Annotated in this window: 14 protein-coding genes; 8 read left to right on the top strand and 6 right to left on the bottom strand. The window is 73.1% G+C overall.

Features of this window, described 5'->3' with window-relative positions; genetic code table 11:
• Positions 1–240: 240 nt before the first annotated feature.
• Complete coding sequence (locus HF577_RS33680) at positions 241–801, top strand: DUF1360 domain-containing protein (protein ID WP_169400045.1); 561 nt, start codon at positions 241–243, stop codon at positions 799–801.
• 204 nt (positions 802–1,005) lie between these two features.
• Positions 1,006–1,929, top strand: a complete 924-nt coding sequence (locus HF577_RS33675; protein ID WP_169400044.1) for a 1,4-dihydroxy-2-naphthoyl-CoA synthase — start codon at positions 1,006–1,008, stop codon at positions 1,927–1,929.
• Positions 1,930–1,991: 62 nt separating this feature from the next.
• On the opposite strand, the gene HF577_RS33670 is transcribed toward HF577_RS33675, so the two are convergent.
• A complete protein-coding gene (locus HF577_RS33670) occupies positions 1,992–2,621 on the bottom strand; it encodes a TetR/AcrR family transcriptional regulator (protein WP_312859553.1) in 630 nt (209 codons plus the stop codon).
• A gap of 71 nt (positions 2,622–2,692) precedes the next feature.
• Here HF577_RS33670 and HF577_RS33665 point away from each other — a divergent pair, with 71 nt between their 5' ends.
• Positions 2,693–3,961 (top strand): TIGR03618 family F420-dependent PPOX class oxidoreductase, encoded by a 1,269-nt coding sequence (locus HF577_RS33665; protein ID WP_169400042.1) that lies wholly within the window; start codon positions 2,693–2,695, stop codon positions 3,959–3,961.
• Between the two features lie 9 nt (positions 3,962–3,970).
• On the opposite strand, the gene HF577_RS33660 is transcribed toward HF577_RS33665, so the two are convergent.
• Genes HF577_RS33660 through HF577_RS33650 form a run of 3 tightly spaced genes read right to left on the bottom strand, consistent with a single transcriptional unit; the run spans position 3,971 to position 6,250 of the window.
• Positions 3,971–4,603: a TetR/AcrR family transcriptional regulator gene (locus tag HF577_RS33660; RefSeq protein WP_169400041.1), complete on the bottom strand. Its 633-nt coding sequence runs from the start codon at positions 4,601–4,603 to the stop codon at positions 3,971–3,973.
• Complete coding sequence (locus HF577_RS33655) at positions 4,596–5,357, bottom strand: ABC transporter (RefSeq protein ID WP_169400040.1); 762 nt, start codon at positions 5,355–5,357, stop codon at positions 4,596–4,598. Before HF577_RS33655 ends, HF577_RS33660 begins: the two co-directional genes overlap by 8 nt.
• Positions 5,354–6,250, bottom strand: coding sequence for an ABC transporter ATP-binding protein (locus HF577_RS33650; RefSeq protein WP_169400039.1), 897 nt, complete (start codon positions 6,248–6,250; stop codon positions 5,354–5,356). The genes HF577_RS33655 and HF577_RS33650 overlap by 4 nt, the downstream gene beginning before the upstream one ends.
• A 209-nt stretch (positions 6,251–6,459) precedes the next feature.
• On the opposite strand from HF577_RS33650, the gene menE reads away from it, so the two are divergent.
• From menE to HF577_RS33635, 3 genes are all read left to right on the top strand, one after another.
• Entirely contained in the window at positions 6,460–7,608 is a 1,149-nt protein-coding gene (gene menE / locus HF577_RS33645; RefSeq protein WP_169400047.1) for an o-succinylbenzoate--CoA ligase, read from the top strand.
• Positions 7,609–7,723: 115 nt separating this feature from the next.
• Positions 7,724–8,986 carry a hypothetical protein gene (locus HF577_RS33640; RefSeq protein ID WP_211175250.1) on the top strand — a complete coding sequence of 421 codons (1,263 nt, stop codon included), beginning with the start codon at positions 7,724–7,726 and terminating at the stop codon, positions 8,984–8,986.
• Between the two features lie 10 nt (positions 8,987–8,996).
• A complete protein-coding gene (locus HF577_RS33635) occupies positions 8,997–9,878 on the top strand; it encodes a 1,4-dihydroxy-2-naphthoate polyprenyltransferase (RefSeq protein ID WP_169400038.1) in 882 nt (293 codons plus the stop codon).
• On the opposite strand, the gene HF577_RS33630 is transcribed toward HF577_RS33635, so the two are convergent.
• Positions 9,834–10,178 carry a DUF4229 domain-containing protein gene (locus tag HF577_RS33630; RefSeq protein WP_169400037.1) on the bottom strand — a complete coding sequence of 115 codons (345 nt, stop codon included), beginning with the start codon at positions 10,176–10,178 and terminating at the stop codon, positions 9,834–9,836. The two genes, HF577_RS33635 and HF577_RS33630, sit on opposite strands and share 45 nt — an antisense overlap.
• 158 nt (positions 10,179–10,336) lie before the next feature.
• On the opposite strand from HF577_RS33630, the gene HF577_RS33625 reads away from it, so the two are divergent.
• Together HF577_RS33625 and HF577_RS33620 are read left to right on the top strand one after the other, a co-directional pair.
• Positions 10,337–10,564 (top strand): BldC family transcriptional regulator, encoded by a 228-nt coding sequence (locus HF577_RS33625; protein ID WP_169400036.1) that lies wholly within the window; start codon positions 10,337–10,339, stop codon positions 10,562–10,564.
• Between the two features lie 103 nt (positions 10,565–10,667).
• Entirely contained in the window at positions 10,668–10,880 is a 213-nt protein-coding gene (locus HF577_RS33620) for a hypothetical protein (RefSeq protein ID WP_169400035.1), read from the top strand.
• Positions 10,881–11,003: 123 nt separating this feature from the next.
• On the opposite strand, the gene HF577_RS33615 is transcribed toward HF577_RS33620, so the two are convergent.
• A partial coding sequence (locus HF577_RS33615) for a MinD/ParA family ATP-binding protein (protein ID WP_407692270.1) occupies positions 11,004–12,234 on the bottom strand: 1,231 nt, incomplete at its 5' end.

Here is a 12,234-nt window from a genome sequence, read left to right as displayed (position 1 = left end):
CGCCACACCCGAGGGCGGCAGCAACGACTCGATCTCCCGCCACTGCTCGTCGGTGAGTTCATGCCTGCGCACCACAAGCGCAAGATCAAACCAGATCAGCCAGACCCGCTTTGAGGACACGCCCTAGTGCGGTGACACTCGACCGGATGAGGCGGCCGCGCGCGTGAAAACGCCCGTGGCGGGTAGGTCCGATTGCGATACCCACCGCGGCCTACCGCGAGACCCGAGAGGACCTCATCGATGCAAGAGCAGGCCGAGAAGCTGCAGGGCTCCGGAAACGGTGTTGCCGTCAACGGGGCGGCCGCGGCCAAGGCCGAAGCCGATGCCTACCGCAACGGGGAGGACCGGCCGTTGGGCGGCTACGTGCTCGTGATGGCCGTGTTCGCGGCACTGGTGGCGGGCGCCGCAGGGCTCGCCCGGCTGAAGCACCGCAGGCTGCCCGAGGACGTCGCCGTCTGGGACGTGCTGCTGATCGCGGCGGGCACACACAAGCTGTCTCGCACGATCAGCAAGAACTCGGTCACGGCGCCGCTGCGCGCGCCCTTCACCCGGTACGAGGGCAGGGGCGGACCTTCCGAGGTGATGGAAGGGGTGCGGGCGGCGAGCGGGGTGCGCCACTCGATCGGCGAGCTCATCACCTGCCCGTTCTGCCTCGACGTCTGGATCGCCACCGGCTTCGGAATCGGGCTCGTGTTCGCCCCGCGCGTCACCCGGCTGGTCGCCGCGACGTTCACGGCCCTGACCGGCTCGGACTTCCTGCACCTCGCCTACGCGAGGGCCCAGCAGGCGGCGGAGGGCTAGGCCGTGTTGAGAAAGCCCCTGATCGCGGTCTCCGCGCCCAGATCGTCCCTGGCGGCGTTGCCGCCCCGACCGGGTACGGCCGGTACGACGGCTCGGGGCGGCGCCTTGCCAGGAACGATCTGGATCACGAAGCCCATCGATCAGTACTTCCTCAACACGGCCTAGGACCTGGTCCCGGAGGGCTCGGACATAGGGTCGGTGCTCGTGGACACCGCTGCCCCGTCCGAGCTGTTCGACCCCGCTGCCTGGCGGGCGGTCGACGGCTTCGACTTCACCGACATCACCTACCACCGGGCCGTGGCCGCAGGCCCGACAGGCGGCACGGTGCGGATCGCGTTCGACCGGCCCGAGGTGCGCAACGCGTTCCGCCCGGGCACGGTCGACGAGCTCTACCGCGCGCTCGACCACGCCCGGACGACCCCCGACGTCGGCTGCGTGCTGCTCACCGGCAACGGACCCTCCCCCAAGGACGGCGGGTGGGCGTTCTGTTCCGGCGGCGACCAGCGCATCCGCGGGCGCACCGGGTACCAGTACGCCTCCGGGGACACCGCCGAGACGGTCGACCCGGCACGGGCGGGGCGGCTGCACATCCTGGAGTGCCAGCGGCTCATCCGGTTCATGCCGAAGGTCGTGATCGCGGTGGTGCCCGGCTGGGCGGCGGGCGGAGGGCACTCGCTGCACGTCGTTGCCGACCTGACGCTGGCGAGCGCCGAGCACGCGCGGTTCAAGCAGACCGATGCGGACGTGGGCTCGTTCGACGGCGGGTACGGCTCGGCGTACCTGGCGCGCATGGTGGGCCAGAAGTTCGCCCGGGAGATCTTCTTCCTCGGACGGGAGTACTCGGCGGCCGATGCGCACCGGATGGGCATGGTGAACGCGGTGGTGCCGCACGCCGAGCTGGAGAAGGTCGCGCTGGAGTGGGCCGCGGAGATCAACAGCAAGTCGCCGACGGCGCAGCGGATGCTGAAGTACGCGTTCAACCTGCAGGACGACGGGCTGGTCGGACAGCAGCTGTTCGCGGGAGAGGCCACCCGCCTCGCGTACATGACCGACGAGGCGGTGGAGGGCCGGGACGCGTTCCTGCAGAAGCGCGAGCCGGACTGGTCGCCGTTCCCATGGCACTACTGAACGCAACGCGGCCGGGGCCGCCTGCTTGAGGGCGCCGGCGCGCCCGGCGCACGGCCGTCTGTTCAGCCCGCGTCCTCGGCGAAGGCGCGCAGGAAGGTCGTGACCGCGGCCCGCGCCACGGCCCACAGCTCGTCGTCCGGGACCTGCCGCGTGCCGAGCCGGGAGCGGGCCTCGCCCGGGCCGGCGAGCAGCGCGATGAACTGCTCGGCGGCCTGGACCGGGTCGAGCCTGCGTAGCCGGCCTGCCACGGAGAGCCGGGCGAGCTTGTCGGCGAGCGCCTCGGTGACGCGATCCGATGCGCGCTCGCGGACGATGTCCATGAGATCGGGGAACCGGGTGAGCTCGGCATGGAGGAGCCGTCGCAGGGCCACCGACCGCTCGTCGCAGAGGCACACGAGCATGTGGTGCCCCACAGCCTCGAGCGCCGCGCGCAGGTCGGCGGCGCCGTCGTCGAGGCGATCGAGCGCGGCCAGGTGCCGTACCAGCGCGCGGTCGGCGTCCGCGGCGATCGCCTGGCGGAAGAGGCTCTCCTTGTCACCGAAGTGGTTGTAGACGGTCGGCTTGGCCACCCCGGCCTCCGCCGCGATGACGTCCACGCCTGCCTGCGCGTATCCCTCCCGGGAGAACACGACGGAGGCGGCCGCGAGGATCGCCTCGCGCTTGTCGATCCGCCCGCGGGATGCCCTGGTCACCGCCGCATCGTACCCGCGAGGCAGTTGTTCACTACTTACCGGATCATTAGATTGAACTGATGAGTTCATCCATGAAGAGGATCGTCATCACCAGCGGCACCGACGGCATGGGCAAGGCGCTCGCCCTCGACCGCCTCGGCCGCGGGGACGAGGTGGTGATCGTCGGGCGCGACGCGGACAAGGGCGCTGCAGTGCTCGACCTGGCGGCCCGGAGCGGCGCGGCCGGGCGGGGCCACGTCGTGCAGGCCGACCTGAGCCTGGTCGCCGGGACCAGGGCCGCGATCGAGGAGATCCGCTCCCTCGTCCCGTCGGTCGACGCCCTGGTGCTGGGTGCGCGCCACCACCGCTCGCGCAGGGCGGTCACGGCCGAGGGCGTCGAGAGCACGTTCGCGCTGTTCTACCTGAGCCGGTTCGTGACGAGCCACGAGATGACGGACCTCTTCGACGCGGCCGATGCGCCGGTCGTCGTCAACGTCGCCGGGCCGAGCACCGATCCGGGAACCCTCCGGTGGCACGACCTCGAGTTCGAGCACGGCTACGACGGCACGGCGGCGCAGGTTCAAGGCGGCCTGCTCAACGATCTGCTCGCCGTCGGGTACGCGGACCACCCGCCGTCGCGGAAGGTCCGGTACGTGCTGCTCCACCCCGGCATGGTCAGCACGAGCTTCTCCGGCGAGTACGACCCCCCGACGGCGGCCCAGGTCGACGCCCTGCGCGCGACAGCCATGCCCGTCGACAAGGGCATCGAGCCCATCATCGCGCTGCTGGACGACACACCGGCCGAGCCGGTCAGCGCCTGGATGCGGAACGAGCCGATCCCCCTGACCGGTCCGGCCTTCGACGTCGCCGCGGCCCGCAGGCTGCGCGCCGCGACGGCGCGGCTGCTGGCCGAGCTGCCCCGGACGGGCCGGCGGCCCTACGTGATGTCGGGGGTGTCGCCCGAGCGGCTGCAGGAGGTCCTCGACTCCCCGATCTTCGCCACGGTGGCCACCGTGGCGCCCGACGGAACGCCGCAGCAGTCCGTGGTCTGGGTCGAGCGGGACGGCGACGACGTGCTCTTCATGGTGGGGGTGGGCAGCCGCAAGGCGCGGAACCTGCACCGCGACCCGAGGGTGAGCGTGCTGGTCTGCCCGCCGGAGGCGCCTTACAGCTACGCCGCGATCCGGGGCACAGCGGTGTTCGAGCCCGCGTCGACCGAGCGGCTCCGCGACGACCTGTCGATCAAGTACGTGGGCCGGACGTACGCCGAGCACGTCGAGCGGACCCCGGAGGCGAAGGCCGGCCACGGTGAGGTGGTCGCGGTCCGCGTCCGTCCGGAGAGGATCGCCGGTCGGCTCTGACGAGGTCCGTCACGGCAGGGCGCGATCGGGCCGCCGCGGATCCCCGGCCCGGACGGCGAGCAGAACCGCCGTCTCCAGCTCCGCGGCTGAGGCGGTGAGGTCGAGGCTGCGGTCGCCCACCCACTCCGCGACCACCCCGTCCAGCGCGCCGCCGATCACGACCGCCAGCGCCCGGGTGTCGAACGGCCGGAACACCCCCGCTTCCTGGCCGAGCCCCAGAATCGTGGCGACGCCCTGCCAGCGGCTCGCGGCGGCAGGCGTGCCGGGGGCGAACTCCCGGTCGCCGTCACGGTCGCGCACCAGCCCCTCGACCAGGACGCGCAGGTGCGCCGGGTGCTCACGCAGGTAGGCGATCGTGCCGCGGAGGTAGGCCACCAGCATGGCCTCGGGGCCCGTGGCCGCGTCGACCAGCGCCCCGACCGCCGCGGCGTAGGAGGCGATGACGTGGTCCAGCGCTGCCTGCATCACCGCGTCCTTCGACGTGAAGTGGTACAGCACGGCGGCCTTGGAGATCCCCGCCCGCTCGGCGATGCCCGCCAACGACGTCCGCCCGGGGCCGCGCTCGGACACCAGCTCGATCGTGCAGTCGACGATCTGGCGGCGACGGGCTTCCTCGACGAACGTCGGCGGGCGCTCAGGCATCGCGGGAACGTACCCGCCACAGGGAGACGCCACCCAGCAGCATGATCCAGCCGACGAGGGAGACCGCGGCCGTGACAGGAGCGAGATACTCGGCGGTGCCCGGCACGGACACCCCCGCCAGACCGTGCACCGCGGCCGCAGGCAGCAGCGGGGCGACGACGTCGAGACCGGGAACCCAGCCGGTGAGCACCGGCAGCAGCAGAACAGCGAGCGCGACCACCACCCCGCCACCTGTGCTGCGCAGGACCAGCGCGGCGGCCAGGGCGACGAGCGCGTAGAACACGGGAGCTAGCGCCGACCCCGCGGCGAGCCGGGCCAGCGGGGCGTCGAACGGAGCGGCCTGCAGCCCGGCGCCGAGCAGCACGAGCTGCCCCGTGAGCGTGCACAGCACAGCGGCGGCGGCCGCTGCTCCCAGCGCAACCAGGCCGACGACCAGCGCCTTCGCCGCCACGACCCGTCCACGGCGGGGCGTCAGCAGGAACGTGGGCTGGGCCAGGCCCGACGAGTACTCCGATCCCGCGACCGACGCCCCCATGACCATCAGCACGATCGCCGCGACGTCGATCCCCACCAGCGCGGCCCCGACCACCTCCGCGGCCGGCATCGCATCGACCCCTCGGCCCTGCGTGAGCGGCAGGCTGACGACGAACAGCAGCGCCATGAGCTCCGCCGCCAGCACGGCCGTGACGGTGAGCCACGGCAGCGAGCGCACCGACCGGAACTTCGTCCACTCCGAACGGACCGTGGCGTTCACACCCGCTCCCCCTCCCGCGCGGTGAGCGCGAGGAACGACTCCTCGAGGCCGCTCGCCCACGGGGTGAGCTCCCGCAGCGCGATCCCGTGCTGGAGCGCGAGGCGCCCGATCCGGTCCGGTGCCACCCCACGGACCTCCAGCCCGTCCGGCGTCACCGTCACGGTCGCGCCCTCACGGCGCAGCGCGTCGCCGAGCACGCCGACCGCCTCCACGTCGGCGGGTGCGACGCGCACGGCAGCCGCCCGCCCGCGCAGCTCGGCGACGTCGAGCGCATCGACGAGCCTGCCGCCGCCGATCACGACGACCCGCTGCGCGGTGTGCTCCATCTCGTTCATCAGGTGGCTGGACACGAACACCGTGCGCCCCTCGCGGGCGAGCCCCTGCAGCAGGGAGCGAACCCACCGGATGCCCTCCGGGTCGAGCCCGTAGAGCGGCTCGTCGAGCACCAGGACCCCCGGGTCGCCCAGCAGAGCGCCCGCGATGCCGACGCGCTGGCGCATACCGAGCGAGAACGTGCCGAGCCGCCGGTCCGCCGCGTCGGCGACGCCGACCTGCCCGAGCACCTCCTCCACCCGCGCCCGTCCCAGCCCGGCCGCGTCGGCCATCCAGCGCAGGTGGGCCCGCGCGCTGCGCCCGGGGTGCATGCAGCGCGGATCCAGCAGCGCCCCGACTTCGCGTGCGGGCGAGCGCAGGTCCTGGTAGCGGCGGCCGGCGACGGTCACCGTGCCGGACGTCGGCGCGTCCAGGCCGAGCACCATCCGCATCGTCGTCGACTTCCCGGCCCCGTTGGCGCCGAGGAAGCCCGTCACCGCCCCGGGCCGGACGTCGAACGTCAGATCGTCGACCGCGAGTACCTGGCCGTAGCGCTTGGTCACACCGCGCGCACTGATCATCCGTCTCCCCGGAACAGTCACTGACCGACCGGAAGGATATATGACCGATCGGTCAGGACGCTACCGCAATCCTCCGGCGGGCGGCGGCGACCGGGCCGGCGGCACACTGCAGTGGTGCAGCAGGGAGGGCGCGTGCGGAGTACGGATCGTGCTTTCGGCAGGACAGCGGCGAGGTCGTCGGCCGTCGTGGCGGTGAGCCGGTGAGCGACCTGCGGATCGTCGAGGTGGACGGGTCGCCCGCCGCGGCCGGCGAGCTCGTCAGCGCCCTGCGCGACGCGCTCGACGGAGGGCCCGCCCTGCTGCCCCGGGCGCCCGGCGCGTCCGCCACCCCCGCGGCCCGGCCGGCCCCTGGGGCAGCTCTCGTGATCACGACGTCGGGCTCCACCGGAGTCCCCAAGTTCGTGGTGCTGTCGGCCGCCGCGTTGCGCGCGTCCGCCCGGGCCACCATGGACCGGCTCGGCGGCCCGGCGGCCTGGCTGCTCGCCCTCCCCGCCGAGCACATCGCCGGAGTGCAGGTGGTCGTCCGTTCGCTGCTCGCCGGAGCGGCCCCGGCCGTCCAGGACCTGCGCGAGGGCTTCCGGCCGGACGGCTTCGCGGCCACCACCGCGGCCCTGCCCGGCGGCAGGCGCTGCACGAGCCTGGTGCCCACCCAGCTCGCCAGGCTCCTGGACGCCGGCGGCGCCGCGCTCGAGGCGCTGTGCAGCTACGACGCCGTCCTCGTCGGCGGGGCAGCGCTGGGTCCGGGGCTGCACGCGCGCGCCGCCGCCGCGGGCGTGCGGGTCGTCACCACCTACGGGATGAGCGAGACGGCCGGTGGCTGCGTCTACGACGGCGTCCCGCTGGACGGCGTGCGCGTCGACCTCGACGAGGGTGGCCGGATCCGGCTGGGCGGGCCGACCCTTGCCGACGGCTACCTCGGCGACCAGGCCGGGACCGCGGCGATGTTCGACGACGGCTGGTTCCGCACCACCGACCTCGGCCGGTGGCGCGACGGGCGGCTCGAGGTGCTCGGCCGCGCCGACGACGTGATCATCACCGGCGGCGAGAACGTGGCCCCGGCGGCGGTGGAACGCGTGCTCGCCACGCAGCCTGGCGTGCGGGCGGCCTGCGTCGTCGGCCTGCCGGACGCGGAGTGGGGCCAGGTCGTGGCGGCGGCGGTGGCCGCGACACCCGGCGACGACGAGCCCGATGCGGTGCGCGCGGACCGCCTGCGGGCCGCCGTGCGCACGGAGCTGGGACGCGCGGCGGTGCCGCGGGTGGTGCTCACCGTGGCCGAGATCCCGCTGCGTGGGGTGGGGAAACCCGACCGCCGGGCGGTGACCGAGCTCCTCATGACGGAACGCGGCCCGGCCGGCTGAGCCGCATCACCCCATGGGGGCGCCTACTCTCCGTTGATTGACCACTACCGTCCCGTCCTATGTCCTGAGCCCCAGCAAGCACACCAGTCGCACTGGTAACAGGGGGGACGGCGACATGAGGCTGCGCTCGGCAGCGGCACCATTCGCATCACTGGCCCTCGTCGGCGCGCTCGCGGTGGGCGTCACGCCACCGGCGGCCGCGCAGCCCGCGGTGCTCGCCATCTGGACCCCGGACCTCACCACGGGCGAGCCCGCCGGCGTCCGGCTCGACGGTGGCTCCGTCCGCCTGGACGGTGCCGGCGCGTACCTCGCGCCCGTCGAGGAGGGGTCGGCACCCCGGGGCGCCGCGGTGCCGACCGGACTGCTCACCCTCCGGCCCCAGCAACTTCCCGGTGCGACCGACCGCGTCGTCACCACCGTCGTCGGCGACGTCCCCGCCGGGAGCGACGCCGTCGTCGACGTCCGGGGACGCCGCGCCGCCACCGGCGGCTGGACCGAGTGGATCCCCGCCGAGCCCGGCGCCGGAGGCATGGTCGCGGAACTGCCCGAGCCCACATCGGAGGTCCAGGGCAGGCTCGTCATCACGGGCCCACCGGGATCCGGCCCCACTGTGCGCGGAATCACGCTCGCCGCCCAGCCCGCCACGGGACGGCTCGCCCAGGCAGGCGCCGAGCAGGCGGCGGTGCACTACCGCGTCTTCGCCACCAGGGAAGGGCTGGTCGGAGGCACCACGGCCAACGGCCATGTGATCACCGAGCGCGACCACTTCGTCGCGTTGCCGTCACGGCGGGGCCTGTCCACCCGTGACACCAGCGACTACTCGGTCAAGGTGTGCGCCCCGAACGGACGCTGCGCGTTCGCGCCCGTGTGGGATGTCGGGCCCTGGAACACCCGCGACGACTACTGGAACCCGCCATCGGTCCGCCAGGAATGGCGCGACCTCCCGCAGGGACTGCCCCAATCCCAGGCCGCGTACAAGAACGGGTACAACGACGGTAAGGACCAGTTCGACCGGACGGTCCTCAATCCGGCAGGGATCGACCTCGCCGACGGATTGTTCTGGGACGCACTCGAACTGGACGACAACGCCTGGGTCACGGTGGACTATCTGTGGACGGGCAACGAGCGCCTTTCCGCGGTCGTCGGCGACCTGCCGGTGCTGGCGGCGCCCGACCCCGCCGCCCCACCGGTCGGGATCGCCGCGAACGGGGCCGCGGTGCCCGTGCAGTGCGTGCTCGGCCAGGGCGCGGACCGATGGTTGCGCATCGGTGCGGGCCAGTACCTGGCAGGGGCGGCGGTCCCCGACATCGGGGCGCCGCCGGGCTGCGCCACCGCGGTCACCGGCACGCCGGACACCACGGGGCGCACCGCCGGATAACGTCTGGTCCGTGGCCACCATCGCGCAATGGATCGAGGGCGCTCGCCCCCGCACCCTGCCCACCGCCATCTCACCGGTAGTGGCCGGCACGGGAGCGGCGATCGGCGCCGGTGTCGTCGCGCCAGGCCGAGCGGTGCTGGCCCTGATCGTGGCAATTGCCCTGGTAGTGGGCGTGAACTTCGCCAACGACTACTCCGACGGCATCCGCGGCACCGACGACGAACGCGTCGGCCCGCTGCGGCTGGTGGGGTCGAAGGTGGCCGAGCCCACGACGGTGCGCGCCATCGCGATCGTGAGTTTCTCGATCGCCGGCCTGGCCGGCCTCACGCTCGTGTCGCTGAGCCGGCAGTGGTGGCTGATCGCCGTCGGCGTCGTGTGCATCGCCGGAGCCTGGTTCTACACCGGCGGGAAGCGGCCCTACGGGTACTCGGGGCTCGGTGAGGTGGCGGTCTTCGTGTTCTTCGGCCCCATCGGGGTGCTGGGCACGGTGATCACGCAGAGCGGTCCGCCCACCGCGCTCGCCGTGGTCACCTCCGTCGGCGTGGGAATGATCACATGCGCGGTGCTGGTGGCGAACAACCTGCGTGACATCCCGTCGGACACGGTAGTGGGGAAGCGCACACTCGCCGTGGTGCTCGGCGACGCCGACACCCGGCGCTTATACGTGGCACTGGTGACGGTGCCGCTGCTCCTGTCGGCGCTGGCCGGGCTGCGGAGCTGGCCGATGCTGTTCGGCCTGCTCGCACTGCCTCTGGCGGTCGCCCTGACGCGTCAGGTGCTCAGCGGGGCGGACGGCCGCAAGCTGATCCGGGTGCTGGCGCAGACGAGCGTGCTCCTGCTCGTGTGGTCAGCTCTCACGGCCGTCGGACTTGGGCTCGGACAGATCGTCTGAGTTCTGCACACCCTCACCGCGCAACCGGGCCCGGAGCGCCGCCCGTTCCTGTGACCTGCGGTTTCGGCTCTCCGAGAGCGCGGCGTCGAGGCGTCCGCGCAGCCCGCGGAACACCACCATCGACAGGGGCAGCGCCACGATCAGGCCGATCAGCAGCGCAATGAGGAGCGGTGTGCCGGCCAGCAGCATGAGCACGGTGACAACGGCGACCAGAGCGAGCCGCGCAAGCACATAAAGCCCTACGGTGGCAGCAAGACCCGGCCGCTGTCCCGCGGCCGGGCGTCCGGTGGGCGAGGTCATGTCCTGAGCCTACGTCCGCCGTCGATGTCCCCTCTGCAGTGTCCGTTTCGTGTCCGGTTCGTCCTTGAAGAGCCCTTTACCTCCGGACAACCGTTCGAGTACGTGGGGTCCCAGGTGTCACGATGGCCCGGAAACGCCCCACGGCTCTGGAGGTCCACATGACAATCACGACTACTCAGGCCAGCAGCAACGAGCGCCTGCTCACCCCGGGCGAGGTGGCTGCTCTCTTCCGCGTCGACCCCAAGACCGTGACGCGTTGGGCGTCCGCCGGCCGGATCGGCTCGATCCGCACCCCCGGTGGACACCGCCGCTTCCGGGAGTCGGAAGTGCGGAGCATGCTGGCCGACCTCACCAGCGAGGCCACGTTACCGCCGTCGCGTCCCTGAGAGGCCTGGTCGCAGCGCTGCTCGTGACGGAGCGGACAACGGGCCGACACTTCACCACCCTCGTGCCCGGCCTCCGCTAACCTCGACGACGGAGGTGGTTGGAGTGTTGTTCCTCATCGCGTTCGTCGGCGCCGCGATCATCGCTCTGGTGCTGTGGAAGGCGATGAGCAGCGGCGGCCCGCAGGTTCCGCAGCCGCCTCGTCGGCCCACCACGGGATCTGGCAGGCCGCGGGTCAGCGGACCGGACGACGACCCCGACTTCCTGCGTCAGCTCGACGAGAAAGTACGGCGACGGGAAGATCCGCCCGGCGCCTGAGCCGGCCACCCCCGGTCCCCGCGGGCCGGGGGGGCTCCGGCCCCTCGCATCAGCAGTTCCCTGTTGTTCACCGACAGAGCCCCGCTCAGCGGGCCTGACGGACGGCGTCCGTGGCAGCTGCCGTCAGACCACCACGCCCTCGAAGGCGTCGGCCACCGCGGCAGCCAGTTCCAGCAGCGCAAGCTGCGTGTCCGGTTCCAGCCGCTCCAGGTCGACCTCGGCGCCCTCCTCGAGGTGAGCGTCGAACGGGATCCGCACCACAGCCCGGCAGCGCGCCGCGAAGTGCTCGGCCACCCGGTCCAGATCCACCCCGCCCGACGACCGGTGCACGCAGTTGAGCACCGCCACCGAGTTGCGCACCAGGTCGCCGTGCCCGTGAGCGTCCAGCCAGTCCATCGTGGCCGACGCGCTCCGCGCCCCGTCGATCGACCCCGACGACACGATGATCAGCTGGTCGGCCATGCCCAGCACGCCGTACATGGCGGAGTGCATGAGACCGGTGCCGCAGTCGGTGAGCACGATGTTGTAGAAGTGCTCGAGCAGGGTCACCGTGCGCCGGTAGTCCTCCTCGCTGAAGGCCTCCGACACGGCCGGGTCCTGCTCGCTCGCGAGCACCTCCAGCCGGGACGGCCCCTGCGAGGTGTAGGCGCGCACATCCGTGTAGCGGCGCACCCGCTGCGCGTCCCGCAGCAGGTGGCGCACCGTGGCGCTGGTCTCGAGCGGGATCTTCTGGCTCAGCGTGCCGCGGTCGGGGTTGGCGTCGACGGCCACCACGCGGTCGCCGCGGTGCGAGGCGAAGGTGGCCCCGAGTGTCGCCGTCACCGTGGTCTTGCCGACCCCGCCCTTCAGGCTGAGCATCGCGATCTTGTAGCAGCCCAGCAGTGGCTTGTTCACGCGCGCGGTGAGCTCCCGGCGGCGGATGTCGGCGGGGCTCTCGCCCGGGTTGATCGCGCCCCCGGTCAGCGTGAACACCAGCCGGCGCCAGCCGGACTGCGGCGGCCGTGGAGCCGGACGCAGCAGGCGGGCCGAGGACAGGTCCGTCGCCTGCCGGCTCGAGCCGCTGCGCGCCTGCTGTGCCTCCTGCGCTGCCACCGCGCCCGGATCGGTCCACCGGGCGGTGCCGCGCGGCGGGGTCGCGCCGCCCGTCGGGTCGGGTCCGGCTGGGTGGACCGGTTGGCGCGGCATCGACGCGCCCGGACGCCCCGGTGGGAACTGCGGCTGCTGCGGGACTCCGGCAGGGCCGGGGCGGGTCGGCGGAGCCATGTTGCCCGCGGCGCCGGCGGCCGGCCCCGTGTTCGCCAGCGGCGGGTGCGGCGCCGGGGACGCGACGCCGCCGGAGCCACCGGGAGGAGTG

The sequence above is a fragment of the Pseudonocardia xinjiangensis genome, assembly GCF_012911925.1.
GTDB classification, from domain to species: Bacteria; Actinomycetota; Actinomycetes; order Mycobacteriales; family Pseudonocardiaceae; genus Pseudonocardia; species Pseudonocardia xinjiangensis.
Note: the sequence above shows the minus strand (reverse complement) of the source record. Positions and strands in the feature narration are given on the sequence as shown.

What these genes read in the sequence shown, in the direction of transcription:
- HF577_RS33680 (WP_169400045.1), top strand. Translation starts at nt 241, where the DNA reads ATGCAAGAGCAGGCCGAGAAGCTGCAGGGCTCCGGAAACGGTGTTGCC.
- HF577_RS33660 (WP_169400041.1), bottom strand. Translation starts at nt 4,603, where the DNA reads ATGCCTGAGCGCCCGCCGACGTTCGTCGAGGAAGCCCGTCGCCGCCAG.
- HF577_RS33665 (WP_169400042.1), top strand. Translation starts at nt 2,693, where the DNA reads ATGAAGAGGATCGTCATCACCAGCGGCACCGACGGCATGGGCAAGGCG.
- HF577_RS33625 (WP_169400036.1), top strand. Translation starts at nt 10,337, where the DNA reads ATGACAATCACGACTACTCAGGCCAGCAGCAACGAGCGCCTGCTCACC.
- HF577_RS33630 (WP_169400037.1), bottom strand. Translation starts at nt 10,178, where the DNA reads ATGACCTCGCCCACCGGACGCCCGGCCGCGGGACAGCGGCCGGGTCTT.
- HF577_RS33640 (WP_211175250.1), top strand. Translation starts at nt 7,724, where the DNA reads ATGAGGCTGCGCTCGGCAGCGGCACCATTCGCATCACTGGCCCTCGTC.
- HF577_RS33650 (WP_169400039.1), bottom strand. Translation starts at nt 6,250, where the DNA reads ATGATCAGTGCGCGCGGTGTGACCAAGCGCTACGGCCAGGTACTCGCG.